Source organism: Pseudomonas sp. YuFO8, from assembly GCF_035065025.1.
In the GTDB taxonomy this organism is placed as follows: domain Bacteria; phylum Pseudomonadota; class Gammaproteobacteria; order Pseudomonadales; family Pseudomonadaceae; genus Aquipseudomonas; species Aquipseudomonas putida_AE.
Genome location: NZ_JAXDEQ010000003.1, coordinates 214492 through 228420, shown reverse-complemented (window position 1 = coordinate 228420; position 13929 = coordinate 214492). Strand labels below are relative to the sequence as shown.

Sequence of the window (13929 nt, the reverse complement as noted above, 5' to 3'; positions counted from 1 at the left end):
GACCGAGATTGAACAATGACCGACACCCCCCATTTCCCCCTCTCCGCCGTGGTCGGCGCCGACGATCTGAAGCTCGCGCTGTACCTGACCGCCATCGACCCGAAGATCGGCGGCGTATTGATCGAAGGCCCGCGCGGCATGGCCAAGTCGACCCTCGCCCGCGGCCTGGCGGATCTGTTGGCCAGCGGCCAGTTCGTCACCTTGCCCTTGGGGGCCACCGAAGAACGCCTGGTCGGCACCCTCGACCTCGACGCGGCTCTGAGTGAGGGTCGCGCGCAATTTTCCCCGGGTGTGCTGGCCAAGGCTGACGGCGGCGTGTTGTATGTCGACGAGGTCAATCTGCTGCCCGATCACCTGGTTGACCTGCTGCTCGACGTGGCCGCCAGCGGCACCAATCTGGTTGAGCGCGACGGTATTTCCCATCGGCATTCGGCGAAGTTCGTGCTGATCGGCACCATGAACCCGGAAGAGGGCGAGTTACGTCCGCAATTGCTCGATCGCTTTGGCTTGAACGTCGTCCTCGGTGGTCACACCGCCCCGACCGAGCGCGGGCAGATCATCCGGCGGCGCCTGGATTTCGACAGCGATCCGCAACGATTCTGCGTCGAATGGGAGAGCCAGCAGCAGTCGTTGCGTGAGCGCTGCGAAAAAGCCCGCAGCACATTGGCGGGCATTCCCCTCGACGACGAAGCGCTGGCGCAGATTACCGAGCGCTGCTTTGCCGCCGGTGTCGATGGCTTGCGTGCCGATCTGGTCTGGTTGCGCGCGGCGCGTGCGCATGCGGCGTGGCGCGGGGCTGCATCGATTGATGTAGAGGATATCGACGCGGTCGCCGAGTTTGCCCTGCGCCATCGTCGTCGAGAGCATACGCCACCTGCACCACAACAGAACCAGGCCCAGTCCGGGCAGAATTCCAACCCCAGCGAAGGCCAGGGCCAGTGGGGCGAAATGCCCGCTCAAGCGCTGCCGGTCGGCGCGCGGCGTGAAGTGCCGAGCTGGCCAAAAAAGCCCTAGGCATTCGCCCTCGATCTGACGCGGGGGCGAATGCCAGACCCCGTGCCGGACGGCTCGATTCCGGCAAACAGGGTAAACGTCACGCGGCCGATGGTGGCTCGATCAATTGGCCTGGCACGCTGCTCAACGGTCGACCGCGCCAGCGCCAGGACGTGTTGTTCCAGCAACGCACGCGTTCGGCTCATGAACTGTGGCTGGTGATCGTCGATGCCTCGGCGTCCACCCGGCGTCATCAAGCCTTGAGTGATGCCAAGGGTTTGCTGGCGCAATTGTTCGACGACGCCTACCGACAGCGCGCGCGCGTGGCCTTGCTGACGGCCAGCGGTGCACAGCCGAAGTGGCAGGTGCAGGGGCTGAAAGCGTCGACGGGGTTGCGCCAATGGCTCGATGGCCTGGGCGCCGGTGGCGGTACGCCGTTGCTGGCGGCGCTGGGTGAAGCGGGGCGCTGGCTGGCCGTGCGGCAAAAGCGTTTTCCGGCGGAGCAGCAGCGCTTGTTGCTGGTGACCGATGGCCGTCTGAAAGAATGGCCGTCGTTGCCCACGCTCGATTGTCCTGCATTGGTGATCGACATCGAGCGCGGGCCGATTCGTCTCGGGCGCAGCAAGGTATTGGCGGCGCAATTGCAATCCGAATATCGGCATATCGACGAACTACTTCCGGGCTGAGTTCTGCGTTGTCTGTGCTGGCCCAATCGCCAGCAGGCTGGCTCCCACAGTGATGCGGGTGAGACACAGAAATCATAAACGCCGGATTCCCCTGTGGGAGCCAGCCTGCTGGCGATGAGGGCCTCAGGTTCAAAGCTGAAATCGCCAGGTACGCGTCATTCCAGCACCAGTGCTGAGCGAGGCACTGGAATCGGATTGCGCATCAGCGTGCCCACCACCAACGCCCCCAGCAGTCCCGCCAACCCCGCGACCCAAAGCAAGAGACTGAAACCACCCACAAACGCTTCTCTCGCCAGCGGCTCGACCACCGACCGCGCGGCCTCCGGCACCAGGCTCAACGCCGCCGCCATGTCACCGGCCACCACCCGCGAGGCAACCCCTTGGGTCTGTTCGAGCCATTGCCCGCCCTGTGCCGCCAGACTGTCGTGCAGCAACCGTTCGCTATGCCCCGAAAGCAAAGCGCCATACACGCCGATGGCCAGCATCACCGCGCTGAAGCGCATCGTCGTACTCATGCCCGAGGCCATGCCGGTGCGCTCCCGAGGCACGCAGGCCATGATGTTTTTCTGCGTATCGCCATTGAGCAGTCCCGCGCCGGCACCGGTCACGGCAATGGCCAGGGCGAAAGGCAGGTAACCGCCGCTATTGACCGCCCAGGCGCTGAGCAAATTACCGCTGCCCACCAAGGTGAGTCCGATGGCCATCATGTTTGCCGGCGTCACACGTCCCGCCAGGCGTGCACCAATGCGCGGAAAGATCAGCATGGTCACGGCAAAAGGTAGCATGCCCAGCCCGGCGGAAATGGCGGTAAAACCTAGCCCATTCTGCAAGTAGAACGGCAGCATGGTCATCATCACCTGGGCACACGCGGCGTAGGAAAACATGCCGAGCAGCGCGCCGATGAAGCGCGGGTGACGGAACAGTTGCAGATCGATCATCGGCCGCTCTTGCAGGCGCTCGATCACCACGAACAACCCCAGCAACAGGGCGCCGCCCACGAGGCGGGTGTAGGTGACGGGGTTGTCCCAGCCGATCCGGTTGGCTTCGATCAAGCCCCAGATCAGGCACAACAGGCTGGCGCTGAAGGCCAGGCTGCCCCACGGATCGAGGCGCGCAGCCTGGGCATCGCGGGATTCCGGCACCGCGCGCCAGACCATAACCATCAGCACCATCCCCACAGGCAGGTTGAGATAGAAGATCCAGCGCCAACCAATGTACTCGGTGATCAAGCCGCCCAGGGTCGGCGCCGCCGTCATCGCCACGCCCATGCAACCGCCCCAGAATGCCCAGGCCTTGGCCCGTTCGACTTCATCGTGGAAGGTGTGGCCGATGGAGGCGAGCGCTGAGGTCAACAGCAGCGCCGCACCGACGCCCTTGATGGCGCGGGCAATGTCGAGAAACAGTGCATTCGGCGCTGCCCCACAGCCAATCGACGCAAGGATGAAAATGCCCAGCCCCCACATCAGCATTTTCTGCCGGCCAAAGCGATCGGCCAGGCTGCCAGCGGGCAGCAACAGCGCGGCGAAGGCCAGCATGTAGGCGCTGACCACCCATTCGATGTCGGCGAAATTCGCTCCCAGGTCCCGGGCGATGCTGGGCAAGGTAACGGCGACGATGTTGGTGTCGAGCACGATCAGCGAGCACACCGCAGAGGCAGTGAGCAAGGTCAGGCGCGGGCTCACCTTGGGTTTGACGGACATGGCCAGGGTTCTCTACTGTGAGGTTGAGTGCAGCTTATCGCTGGCTGACGCGGCCTTTGTTAGGCGCGCACCTTCACTTCATTACCTTTGAGCTAATGCATCGATGGATATCCGTCATTTCCGCTATTTCCTCGCTGTTGCCCGGCAAGGCAACTTCACTCGCGCCGCCGAGCAACTCGGCATCGCACCGCCGACCTTGACTCGGCAGATCCAGGACATGGAAAACGAACTGGGCACGCGCCTGTTCGTGCGCCAGACCCGTGAAGTCAGCTTGACCGAAGCCGGCGCCGCACTGTTGATCGAAGCCGAGGCGACGGTGCGGCAATTCGAATACGCCCAGCAAAACGCCCAGCGCGCCGGGCGTGGCGATATCGGCCACATCGAACTGGGTTATGTCGCGTCGGCGGTGTATTCGGGGCTGCTGCAAAAACAGGTGCAGGGATTTGCCGCCGAGTACCCGGATGTCAGCCTCAATGTGCGGGAAAGCCCCATGGCCAGCCTGGCGAACATGATCCTTGAAGGGCGCTTCGACCTGGGCTATATCCGTTGCCCGCTGGCCCTGCCCGAGGGCATCGAGGCTGTGCAGTTGAGCGACGAAGGCTTTGTGTTGGCGTTGCCGGTCGACTCGTGGCTGAACCGTTTGCCGGTGATCAATTCGGCGCATTTACAGAATGAAAACTTCATTCTCCCGGAACAGGTCGTGGGTACATTGCAAGTCGCTTCCCAAGGTCATTTCGTCCCGAAACTCGGTGCGCAGCCCGGTGGGCTGGTGGCAGTGATTGCCTTGGTTTCCCTGGAGCAGGGCGTGGCGGTGGTGCCGGAGTCGGTGGTCGGCCACGTCAGTTTGCCGAATGTGGTTTATCGCCAGATCAACGACTGCAAGGCATCGTCATGGCTGGCGTTGATTCATCGGCGGTTCGAAAAGTCCCCGGCTGTGGTGCGGTACATCGAGCGAGTGAAGAATGATTGAAAAGCATCGCCTCCAGAGCAACACAACTCCAGGGTTGCTACAGATCTTGAAATAGTTTCCAGCTGTAGGAATTGTCTCTATCGCCTGTACGATTCAAGTCCTTTTTCCTTTTCAGGACTTGCATGAACACCCTTACGGAGCCCCCCAGTTATCCTTTCCCCTCGCGCCAACGCGCGGTCTTGATGGACGCGAAACATCCGGTCTTCTGGCGTCCCGATCTCCCTGTCATTGCACTTCCCCGGCCTCTGCGCCGTGCCTTGCCGTGCCCGGCATTCTGAATTCACTGAAGAGATCGAGACGTTCAAATGGAATGGTTAGCTGACCCCACCGCGTGGCTGGGCTTGTTGACGTTGATTGTGCTGGAGCTGGTGCTGGGCATCGACAATCTGGTGTTCATCGCGATCCTGGCGGATAAATTGCCACCCGAACAGCGCGACCGCGCGCGAATCATCGGGCTGTCCCTGGCCTTGTTGATGCGCCTGGGCCTGCTGGCGAGTATTTCCTGGCTGGTGACCCTGACCCAGCCGCTGTTCGAGGTATTCGACAAGAGCTTCTCGGGACGTGACCTGATCATGCTGTTCGGCGGTGTGTTCCTGTTGTTCAAGGCGACCATGGAGCTGCATGAACGGCTCGAAGGCCATGTCGGCGAGCGCACGTCCAACACGACTTACGCGCTGTTCTGGCCCATCGTGGCGCAAATCGTGGTGCTCGATGCGGTGTTCTCCCTCGATGCGGTGATTACCGCCGTGGGCATGGTCGACGAGCTCGCTGTGATGATGATCGCGGTGATCATTTCCATTGGCCTGATGATCGTCGCCAGCAAGCCGTTGACCCGCTTCGTCAACGCGCATCCCACAGTGATCATGCTGTGCCTGGGCTTCCTGATGATGATCGGCTTTGCGCTGACCGCCGAAGGCCTGGGCTTCCACATTCCAAAGGGTTATCTGTACGCGGCCATCGGTTTCTCGATCCTGATCGAAGTGTTCAACCAGATCGCCCGGGCACGCCGCAAGCGCTCGATGCAGGGCTTGCGACCTATGCGTGAGCGTACCGCCCATGCGGTGATGCGCCTGCTCGGCGGGCGCAAGTTGGCGGTGGAGGAGGTCGGTGAAGACATTGCCGACATGCTGGATAACGGTGAGGCCCCGGGCGAACAGCTGTTCGATCGTCGTGAGCGGGTGATGATCAGTGGTGTCCTGCAACTGGCCGAGCGGCCGATCCGCAGCTTGATGACCGTACGCGCCGACGTCGATCACATCGACCTGGCTGAAGACGCCGAGGCGATTCGTACAAGGCTGATGCACTCGTCCTACTCGCGACTGCCGCTGATTCGCGACGGCGCGGTGGATGAGCCGCTGGGCTTCGTACACAAGAAGGAGCTGTTGAAGGAATACCTGGGCGGCAACCAGCCCGATCTTGCACACCTGGCGCGCCAGACCATCAACCTGCTGGACAGCTATTCGATCCTCAATGCCCTGGAACAGATGCGCAAGGCCTCGACCCACATCGCGTTCGTGGTCAATGAGTTCGGTGACTTCGTCGGCGTGTTGACCATGACCGACATTCTTGAATCGATAGCCGGTGAGCTGCCCGACGCCAGCGAAATCGAAGGCCCGGACGTGGTCGAGGAGAAGGGCGGTTTCGTGGTCAGCGGCGCATTGAACCTGGCGCGGGTGCATCAGCGGACCGGGTTTGCGGCACAACCGACCGACGACTATCAAACCCTGGCCGGTTTGGTGGTGAGCCTGCTGGATCGGCTGCCGATGATCGGGGATAGCCACGAGTGGGAAGGCTGGCGGTTGACCGTCATGTCGGTTGAAGAGCGGCGGGTGACGCGGGTATCTCTGGTGCGTTTGGGCGGTTGATTCATTGCCGGGCCTTGTGTGGATCGAGTGCCGCGTTCTGGAGAATTTTCCTACAGAAGTTCAGACACTCCCTCACCTGACTTCAGGACTTGCCCCATAGGACTCTCGGAAACTGAGAAGCGCACAAAGTGCTAACTTTTGCACGTTCTCAACAATCGATATTAAGGGGTCTTATGGCAAAAGTAGTGAGGTCAGATTTGCTTGCGAGTGCTATTTTTAGCACTTCTAATAGCACTCTAAGGAACACTTTCATGCCGCATATCGTGCTTTCGCATGTAGTAGCGAGTATCTCGGAGCTCAAGAAAAACCCGATGGGTACAGTCGCAGCCGGTGGAGGGTCGTCCGTCGCGATCCTCAACCGCAACGAGCCCGCGTTCTATTGCGTCCCGGCCAAAGAATACGAGGCGATGATGAACCGGTTAGAAGATCTGGAGTTGGTTGCCCTTTGTAGAGAGCGAGAAAACGATCCGACGATAAAGGTTTCGATTGATGACCTATGAGTTGGAGTTTTCCGAAAAGGCCTGGAAGGAGTGGAGGAAGCTGGGGGTAAATCTTCGAGAGCAGTTCAAAAAGAAGCTTCAAGAGCGACTGGTCAATCCACACGTACCGGCGGACCGTCTGAGCGGTCTAGGAAACGCGTACAAGATCAAGCTACGCAGTGCCGGATATCGATTGGTTTATCGGGTCGTGGATGAAGTGCTGGTGGTGACTGTCATTGCGATCGGAAAAAGAGAGCGGGGTGATGTGTATAAAGACGCTGGCACCCGCTAAGTCATCGCTGCGTGACTGCTCGTTTCACAAGCAAGGGCGCACTAGTTGTGAACCTGCTACCCGCCCCCCGTAGCCAACGGTAGCGCTTCTAAAATCGTCCCTTTCGCTGAGTTGTTTCCCGGTTTCACGCATCCACCTGATTCAAAACACTTTTCATTCCCCCTACATCTCGTCCACAACCTGTGGCACACTTTCTGCTGTCTATTCCGTTGTTACATACCGTATTCCGGTATAGCGGAATAAACATCACCCTGGAGTGCTTGCCATGCATCGCCGACCTTCCTTGTTCAAAGCGTGTGTTCTTCTTTTTGCAGCGTCTGCTGCAGTCGTGGGCGTGGCCCAGGCGGCGGACGGCAAGCTCGACAGCGTTCTTGCCCGCGGCAAGCTGATCGTGGGCACCGGCAGTACCAACGCGCCTTGGCATTTCCAGGGGGCGGATGGCAAGTTGCAGGGCTTTGATATCGATATTGCGCGCATGGTCGCCAAAGGCCTGTTCAACGACCCAAGCAAGGTCGAGTTCGTGGTGCAGTCGTCCGATGCGCGGATTCCCAACCTGTTGACCGACAAGGTCGACATGAGCTGCCAGTTCATCACGGTCACCGCCAGCCGTGCCCAGCAGGTGGCCTTCACGCTGCCGTACTACCGTGAAGGCGTCGGCCTGCTGTTGCCGGCCAACAGCAAGTACAAGGAAATCGACGACATGCGAGCCGCGGGGGACAGCGTCACCGTGGCGGTGCTGCAAAACGTCTACGCCGAAGAGCTGGTGCACCAGGCACTGCCCAAGGCCAAGGTCGATCAGTACGACAGCGTCGACCTGATGTACCAGGCGGTGAACTCCGGCCGTGCCGATGCGGCGGCCACCGACCAGTCTTCGGTGAAGTACCTGATGGTGCAGAACGCTGGCCGCTACCGGAGCCCGGCTTATGCCTGGAGCCCGCAAACCTATGCCTGTGCGGTCAAGCGCGGCGATCAGGATTGGCTGAACTTCGTCAATACCACCCTGCATGAAGCCATGACCGGCGTTGAGTTCCCGACCTACGCGGCGTCGTTCAAGCAGTGGTTCGGTGTCGACCTGCCGACGCCTGCCATCGGTTTTCCCGCCGAATTCAAATGATCCCGTGAGGGCGGGGCGTTCGCGCCCCGCTCAAGGTACTGCCGACCATGAATTATCAGTTGAACTTTGCCGCCGTATGGCGCGATTTCGACAGCTTGCTGGCGGGGCTCGGCCTGGGCCTTGAACTGGCGCTGATGTCGATCGCCATTGGCTGCGTGATCGGCCTGCTGATGGCGTTTGCCTTGCTGTCGAAGCATCGCGCGTTGCGGGTGCTGGCTTCGGTGTATGTCACGGTGATCCGTAACACGCCGATCCTGGTGTTGATCCTGTTGATCTACTTCGCCTTGCCGAGCCTGGGGATTCGCCTGGACAAGATTCCGTCGTTCATCATCACCCTGTCGCTGTACGCCGGGGCCTATCTGACCGAAGTGTTCCGCGGCGGTCTGCTGAGCATTCCCAAGGGCCAGCGCGAAGCCGGCCTGGCCATCGGCCTGGGCGAATGGCAGGTCAAGGCCTACGTCACCGTGCCGGTGATGCTGCGCAATGTGTTGCCGGCGCTGTCGAACAACTTCATTTCGCTGTTCAAGGACACCTCGCTGGCGGCCGCGATCGCCGTGCCGGAGCTGACTTATTACGCGCGCAAGATCAATGTCGAGAGCTACCGGGTGATTGAAACCTGGCTGGTGACCACGGCGCTTTATGTGGCGGCCTGCTACCTCATTGCCATGATGCTGCGCTACCTCGAGCAGCGCCTGGCGATCCGCCGATAGGAGGCCCCCCATGTACGAATCTCCCAGTTGGTTGCATGAGTTATGGGTCGCGCGTGAGCCGCTCTGGCAAGGCTTCCTGACCAGCGTGCAGGTGTCTGCGCTGGCGATTTTGCTGGGCACGCTGCTCGGCGTGTTCGCTGGCCTGGTGCTGACCTACGGCAAGTTCTGGATGCGCGCACCGTTTCGTTTTTACGTTGATGTGATTCGCGGTACGCCGGTGTTCGTGCTGGTGCTGGCCTGTTTCTACATGGCGCCGGCACTGGGCTGGCAGATCAGCGCGTTCCAGGCCGGAGCGTTGGGGCTGACGCTGTTTTGCGGCTCACACGTCGCCGAAATCGTGCGCGGTGCGTTGCAGGCCTTGCCGCGCGGGCAGATGGAGGCGAGCCAGGCCATCGGCCTGACGTTTTATCAGGCCCTCGGCTACGTGCTGTTGCCCCAGGCGATGCGGCAGATCCTGCCGACCTGGGTCAACTCGTCCACCGAGATCGTCAAGGCGTCGACGTTGTTGTCGGTGATCGGCGTGGCCGAGCTGCTGCTCAGCACCCAGCAGATCATCGCCCGGAATTTCATGACCCTGGAGTTCTACCTGTTCGCCGGATTCCTGTTCTTCGTCATCAACTACGGCATCGAGTTACTCGGCCGGCACATTGAAAAGCGGGTGGCCTTGCCATGACTCAGACTCAAACCAACGCACAACACGGCCAGCCGCTGCTGGACATTCGCGGCCTTCACAAGCGTTACGACCAGCTCGAAGTGCTCAAGGGCGTCGACCTGAGCATGCAGCGCGGCAACGTGGTGACGCTGATCGGTTCCAGCGGTTCGGGCAAGACCACGCTATTGCGCTGCGTGAACATGCTCGAAGAGTTCCAGGGCGGGCAGATCCTGCTCGACGGCGAATCCATCGGCTATGACGAAGTCAATGGCAAGCGCATCCGCCACCCGGAGAAGGTCATCGCCCGCCACCGTGCCATGACCGGCATGGCGTTCCAGCAATTCAACCTGTTCCCGCACCTGACCGCGCTGCAGAACGTCACCCTGGGTTTGCTCAAGGTCAAGAAGCTGCACAAGGACGAAGCGGTGGCCCTGGCGGAAAAATGGCTGGAGCGGGTCGGCCTGCTGGAGCGCCGCGATCATTTTCCCGGGCAGTTGTCCGGCGGTCAGCAGCAGCGTGTGGCGATTGCCCGGGCGATTGCGATGAACCCGAGCCTGATGCTGTTCGACGAAGTCACCTCGGCGCTGGACCCGGAACTGGTGGGCGAAGTGCTCAGCGTGATCAAGGGCCTGGCCGAAGACGGCATGACCATGCTGCTGGTGACCCACGAAATGCGCTTCGCCTTCGAGGTCTCGGACAAGATCGTCTTCATGAACCAGGGACGCATCGAAGAGCAGGGGCCACCCAAGGATCTGTTCGAGCGCCCACAGTCGCCGCGTCTGGCTGAATTTCTCAAAAGCACGCGGTTTTAATATTCGATTTTCAATCAGGAGAAACACCCATGAGCATTACTCGTTACGGCACCGGCAGCACCGCCGCGGGCGGCCAGCCTCGCCCTTTCGCCCGCGCCGTTGAAGCCGATGGCTGGCTGCACGTTTCCGGGCAGGTGCCGGCGGTGGACGGCGAGATCATCACTGGCGGCATTGTCGAGCAGACCCACCAGACCATGAAGAACCTGGTCGCGATTCTCCAGGAGGCCGGTTACGGCCTGGAAGATGTGGTGCGTGTTGGCGTATGGCTGGAGGATCCGCGGGATTTCACCAGTTTCAACAAGGTCTTTGGCGAGTACTTCAAGCCTGAACATGCTCCGGCGCGGGCCTGTGTGCAGGCGAACATGATGGTTGACTGCAAGGTCGAGATCGACTGCATCGCGTACAAGAAAAAGGCCTGAACCGAGGTGGCTTCATCGCCAGCAGGCTGGCTCCCACATTTGGAATGCGTTTCCCTGTGGGAGCTAGCCTGCTGGCGATGGCGGCCTAACAGTCGCCACCGCACTCTCGGTAAACTCCCGGGATTTTGAAGGGGAACCACTGACATGACCGAAGACACCATCAAGCGCCGGGCACGCGGTCTGGACCGGGCGTTCGATATCCTCGATTTCCTCAAGGAGATCGGCCAGCCCCTGCGCCCGAACGACATTGCCAGCGGCATCGGCAGCCCCAAATCCACGGTCTACGAGCTGGTGGCCTCGTTGCTCGAACGGCGGATCCTCGAGCCGGTGGGCAAGGACGGTCACGTCTACCTCGGTCGCCAGCTGTACTTCCTCGGGCAGGCGCACCTGCGCCATTTCGACCTGAGCCGCGAGGCCGATCACGCCCTGCAGGACATCGTCAGCCAGACCCGTGAAACCGCGCAGATGTGCCTGCTCAATGGGCGCAAATACACCGTGGCGCTGATGAAGGAGGGCGAGCGGCATTTCCGCATTTCCTCGGACATCGGCGAGAACGCGCCCATCCCCTGGACCGCGTCCGGACGCCTGTTGCTGGCGCATTTGAGCGACCAGGAAATCGTCGACCTGATCGACCACGACGACTTCATCCTGCCCAACGGTGAACGCTTGCCGCTGGAGCAGTTTCTCAAGGAAATCCGCCAGGCCGGTATCGACGGGTTTTTCTCCTTCGATAGCGTGGCCGACACCTTTACCCATTGTTTCGCCGCCCCGGTCAAAGACCCGAATGGCGTGGCCATCGCAACCCTGTGCATCGTCGCCCCCCGGGCCGATGCCAGGAACAATTACAACGACTACCGCCGGGTGCTGATCGACAGCGCCAACAGCCTGGCCCGTCGCATCAACGAATAACAGCGGCTGCCCGCGGCCGCGAATGTGAGGAGTTCGACCATGTCTTCTGCGAAAAATACTGCCGCCGTGGAAAAGGGCTTTGCCCACACCGGCGCCAACCTGGTGCGCGACGTCAGCCTGCCGGCGCTGGTGCTGCATCGCGAAGCGCTGGAACACAACATCCGCTGGATGCAGGACTTTGTCAGCAACAGCGGCGCTGAACTGGCGCCCCACGGCAAGACCAGCATGACCCCGGCGCTGTTTCGCCGACAACTGGACGCCGGCGCCTGGGGCATCACCCTGGCCAGCGCCACGCAAACCCGTGCGGCCTACGCCCACGGCGTGCACCGGGTGCTGATGGCCAACCAGCTGGTCGGCACACCAAACATGGCGTTGATTGCCGATCTTCTGGCGGACCCGGCGTTCGACTTCTATTGCATGGTCGATCACCCGGACAACGTCGCCGATCTCGGCGCCTATTTCGCTTCCCGTGGCGTGCGCCTGAACGTGATGATCGAATACGGCGTGGTTGGCGGTCGTTGCGGTTGCCGCAGCGAACAGGAAGTCCTGGACCTGGCCAAGGCGATCGCCGCGCAACCGGCCTTGGCGCTGACCGGGATCGAAGGGTATGAAGGCGTGATCCACGGCGATCACGCGGTGAGCGGCATCCGCGCGTTCGCAGGCTCGTTGGTGCGTCTGGCGGTGCAGTTGCAGGACAGCGGTGCCTTCGCGATCAACAAACCAATCATCACCGCTTCGGGTTCGGCCTGGTATGACCTGATTGCCGAAGAGTTCGAGGCGCAGAACGCGGGCGGGCGTTTCCTCAGCGTCCTGCGCCCCGGCAGTTATGTGGCGCACGACCATGGCATCTACAAGGAAGCGCAATGCTGCGTGCTCGACCGTCGCAGCGACCTGCAGGAGGGCCTGCGCCCGGCGCTGGAAGTCTGGGCGCACGTGCAGTCGTTGCCCGAACCTGGCTTCGCGGTGATTGCCCTGGGCAAGCGCGACGTGGCCTATGACGCCGGATTGCCGGTGCCGTTGCTGCGTTACCAGGCCGGTGTGGTACCGGCCAAGGGCGATGACGTCAGCGCCTGCAAGGTCACCGCCGTGATGGACCAGCATGCCTTCATGACCGTGGCGCCGGGGGTTGATCTGCGGGTGGGCGACATCATTTCGTTCGGCACTTCGCACCCGTGCCTGACGTTCGACAAGTGGCGTACGGGGTGCCTGGTGGATGAGCAGTTGAACGTCATCGAGAACATGGAAACCTGTTTCTAAGATTTCGACCGCGGCGCGGCCATCGCCAGCAGGCTGGCTCCCACAAGGGTCTTGTGGAAACTGAAGATCCATTGTGGGAGCCAGCCTGCTGGCGATGGGGCCCTGACAGACAACATCGCAATACCAGAGACCCCACAATAATGAACACCATCAACACCCCACGCATCGCCCTGATCGGCGAATGCATGATCGAGTTGCAGCATCGCGCCGATGGCAGTCTGCAACAGAGTTTCGGCGGCGATACCCTGAACACCGCGGTCTACCTGTCCCGGGAACTCGGCGCCGCCGGCACGGTGGATTACGTCACCGCCCTGGGCGATGACAGTTTCAGCGATGCCATGTGCCAGAGTTGGGCCGACGAAAACATTGGCCTGGGCATGGTCCAGCGCTTGCCCGGTCGCTTGCCGGGGCTGTATTGCATCCAGACCGACGCCGCCGGCGAGCGGCGTTTTCTCTACTGGCGCAATGAAGCGGCGGTGCGCGATTGCTTCACCACCCCGGCCGCCGCGCCGATCCTGGCGGCGCTGCCGGATTACGACGTGTTGTATTTCAGCGGCATCACCCTTGCGGTGCTGGGCGTACAAGGTCGGGAAAAATTGCTGGAAACCCTGATCGAGGCCCGCCAGCGCGATGCCCGAATCGTCTTCGACAACAACTATCGCCCGCGTTTGTGGGCCTCGGTGGAGGAGGCGCAGGCGGCTTATCGCAGGGTCCTGCCCTATGTCGACCTGGCGCTGCTGACTGTCGATGACGAGCAGGCGCTGTTTCATTTCTCTGATTGTGCGGCGGTGTTTGCAGCGTACGAGCAGATCGGCACGCCTGAAGTGGTGCTCAAGCGCGGCGCCGAGGCGTGTTTGATTCGGTGTGACGGCGAGTCGTTCGAAGTGCCGGCGCAGAAGGTCGAGCGGGTGGTGGACACCACGGCGGCGGGGGATTCGTTCAGCGCGGCGTACCTGGCTTCGCGGCTCAAGGGGGGGAGCCCGGTTGAAGCGGCTGAGGCGGGGCATCGGTTGGCGAGTCGGGTGATTCAGGTGCCCGGAGCACTCATCCCCAAGTGAGTGCTGGATGGCC

The 13929-nt window shown here is 61.5% G+C and carries 15 protein-coding genes; 14 read left to right on the top strand and 1 reads right to left on the bottom strand.

The features are described 5' to 3' along the window. The first annotated feature begins 15 nt into the window (after positions 1 to 15). The gene (locus SOP95_RS04555) at positions 16 to 1014 is read left to right on the top strand and encodes an ATP-binding protein (RefSeq protein ID WP_323606361.1); all 999 of its coding nucleotides are present in this window, start codon (positions 16 to 18) and stop codon (positions 1012 to 1014) included. Between the two features lie 119 nt (positions 1015 to 1133). Beyond that, on the top strand, positions 1134 to 1679 hold the full coding sequence (locus SOP95_RS04550; protein WP_323606436.1) for a vWA domain-containing protein: 546 nt from the start codon (positions 1134 to 1136) through the stop codon (positions 1677 to 1679). A gap of 155 nt (positions 1680 to 1834) precedes the next feature. Here SOP95_RS04550 and SOP95_RS04545 read toward each other — a convergent pair whose 3' ends face one another. Further along, positions 1835 to 3379, bottom strand: a complete 1545-nt coding sequence (locus SOP95_RS04545; protein WP_323606360.1) for an MFS transporter — start codon at positions 3377 to 3379, stop codon at positions 1835 to 1837. A 103-nt stretch (positions 3380 to 3482) separates the two neighbouring features. On the opposite strand from SOP95_RS04545, the gene SOP95_RS04540 reads away from it, so the two are divergent. From SOP95_RS04540 to SOP95_RS04485, 12 genes are all read left to right on the top strand, one after another. Then, positions 3483 to 4349 (top strand): LysR family transcriptional regulator, encoded by an 867-nt coding sequence (locus SOP95_RS04540; RefSeq protein ID WP_323606358.1) that lies wholly within the window; start codon positions 3483 to 3485, stop codon positions 4347 to 4349. A 305-nt stretch (positions 4350 to 4654) separates the two neighbouring features. Then, on the top strand, positions 4655 to 6214 hold the full coding sequence (locus SOP95_RS04535; RefSeq protein WP_274075947.1) for a TerC family protein: 1560 nt from the start codon (positions 4655 to 4657) through the stop codon (positions 6212 to 6214). A gap of 251 nt (positions 6215 to 6465) precedes the next feature. After that, complete coding sequence (locus SOP95_RS04530; RefSeq protein WP_274075948.1) at positions 6466 to 6714, top strand: type II toxin-antitoxin system Phd/YefM family antitoxin; 249 nt, start codon at positions 6466 to 6468, stop codon at positions 6712 to 6714. Continuing rightward, entirely contained in the window at positions 6704 to 6985 is a 282-nt protein-coding gene (locus SOP95_RS04525) for a type II toxin-antitoxin system RelE family toxin (RefSeq protein WP_274075949.1), read from the top strand. The genes SOP95_RS04530 and SOP95_RS04525 overlap by 11 nt, the downstream gene beginning before the upstream one ends. Before the next feature lie 265 nt (positions 6986 to 7250). Then, positions 7251 to 8099 carry a transporter substrate-binding domain-containing protein gene (locus SOP95_RS04520; RefSeq protein WP_274075950.1) on the top strand — a complete coding sequence of 283 codons (849 nt, stop codon included), beginning with the start codon at positions 7251 to 7253 and terminating at the stop codon, positions 8097 to 8099. A gap of 47 nt (positions 8100 to 8146) precedes the next feature. Further along, positions 8147 to 8809: an amino acid ABC transporter permease gene (locus tag SOP95_RS04515; RefSeq protein ID WP_274075951.1), complete on the top strand. Its 663-nt coding sequence runs from the start codon at positions 8147 to 8149 to the stop codon at positions 8807 to 8809. A 10-nt stretch (positions 8810 to 8819) separates the two neighbouring features. After that, entirely contained in the window at positions 8820 to 9482 is a 663-nt protein-coding gene (locus tag SOP95_RS04510) for an amino acid ABC transporter permease (protein WP_274075952.1), read from the top strand. Beyond that, the gene (locus tag SOP95_RS04505; protein WP_323606355.1) at positions 9479 to 10273 is read left to right on the top strand and encodes an amino acid ABC transporter ATP-binding protein; all 795 of its coding nucleotides are present in this window, start codon (positions 9479 to 9481) and stop codon (positions 10271 to 10273) included. The genes SOP95_RS04510 and SOP95_RS04505 overlap by 4 nt, the downstream gene beginning before the upstream one ends. A gap of 29 nt (positions 10274 to 10302) precedes the next feature. Further along, entirely contained in the window at positions 10303 to 10692 is a 390-nt protein-coding gene (locus SOP95_RS04500; RefSeq protein ID WP_274075954.1) for a RidA family protein, read from the top strand. Positions 10693 to 10836: 144 nt separating this feature from the next. After that, positions 10837 to 11601, top strand: a complete 765-nt coding sequence (locus SOP95_RS04495) for an IclR family transcriptional regulator (RefSeq protein WP_323606352.1) — start codon at positions 10837 to 10839, stop codon at positions 11599 to 11601. 39 nt (positions 11602 to 11640) lie between these two features. Beyond that, positions 11641 to 12858, top strand: coding sequence for an amino acid deaminase (locus SOP95_RS04490; RefSeq protein ID WP_274075956.1), 1218 nt, complete (start codon positions 11641 to 11643; stop codon positions 12856 to 12858). Positions 12859 to 12998: 140 nt separating this feature from the next. Further along, positions 12999 to 13916, top strand: coding sequence for a sugar kinase (locus SOP95_RS04485; protein WP_323606351.1), 918 nt, complete (start codon positions 12999 to 13001; stop codon positions 13914 to 13916). Positions 13917 to 13929: the final 13 nt, after the last annotated feature.

Bases quoted from the DNA above. Each gene is read 5' to 3' on its own strand.
- SOP95_RS04510 (WP_274075952.1), top strand. From the start codon at position 8,820: ATGTACGAATCTCCCAGTTGGTTGCATGAGTTATGGGTCGCGCGTGAG.
- SOP95_RS04485 (WP_323606351.1), top strand. From the start codon at position 12,999: ATGAACACCATCAACACCCCACGCATCGCCCTGATCGGCGAATGCATG.
- SOP95_RS04525 (WP_274075949.1), top strand. From the start codon at position 6,704: ATGACCTATGAGTTGGAGTTTTCCGAAAAGGCCTGGAAGGAGTGGAGG.
- SOP95_RS04535 (WP_274075947.1), top strand. From the start codon at position 4,655: ATGGAATGGTTAGCTGACCCCACCGCGTGGCTGGGCTTGTTGACGTTG.
- SOP95_RS04505 (WP_323606355.1), top strand. From the start codon at position 9,479: ATGACTCAGACTCAAACCAACGCACAACACGGCCAGCCGCTGCTGGAC.
- SOP95_RS04520 (WP_274075950.1), top strand. From the start codon at position 7,251: ATGCATCGCCGACCTTCCTTGTTCAAAGCGTGTGTTCTTCTTTTTGCA.
- SOP95_RS04515 (WP_274075951.1), top strand. From the start codon at position 8,147: ATGAATTATCAGTTGAACTTTGCCGCCGTATGGCGCGATTTCGACAGC.
- SOP95_RS04540 (WP_323606358.1), top strand. From the start codon at position 3,483: ATGGATATCCGTCATTTCCGCTATTTCCTCGCTGTTGCCCGGCAAGGC.
- SOP95_RS04545 (WP_323606360.1), bottom strand. From the start codon at position 3,379: ATGTCCGTCAAACCCAAGGTGAGCCCGCGCCTGACCTTGCTCACTGCC.
- SOP95_RS04495 (WP_323606352.1), top strand. From the start codon at position 10,837: ATGACCGAAGACACCATCAAGCGCCGGGCACGCGGTCTGGACCGGGCG.
- SOP95_RS04555 (WP_323606361.1), top strand. From the start codon at position 16: ATGACCGACACCCCCCATTTCCCCCTCTCCGCCGTGGTCGGCGCCGAC.
- SOP95_RS04490 (WP_274075956.1), top strand. From the start codon at position 11,641: ATGTCTTCTGCGAAAAATACTGCCGCCGTGGAAAAGGGCTTTGCCCAC.
- SOP95_RS04500 (WP_274075954.1), top strand. From the start codon at position 10,303: ATGAGCATTACTCGTTACGGCACCGGCAGCACCGCCGCGGGCGGCCAG.
- SOP95_RS04530 (WP_274075948.1), top strand. From the start codon at position 6,466: ATGCCGCATATCGTGCTTTCGCATGTAGTAGCGAGTATCTCGGAGCTC.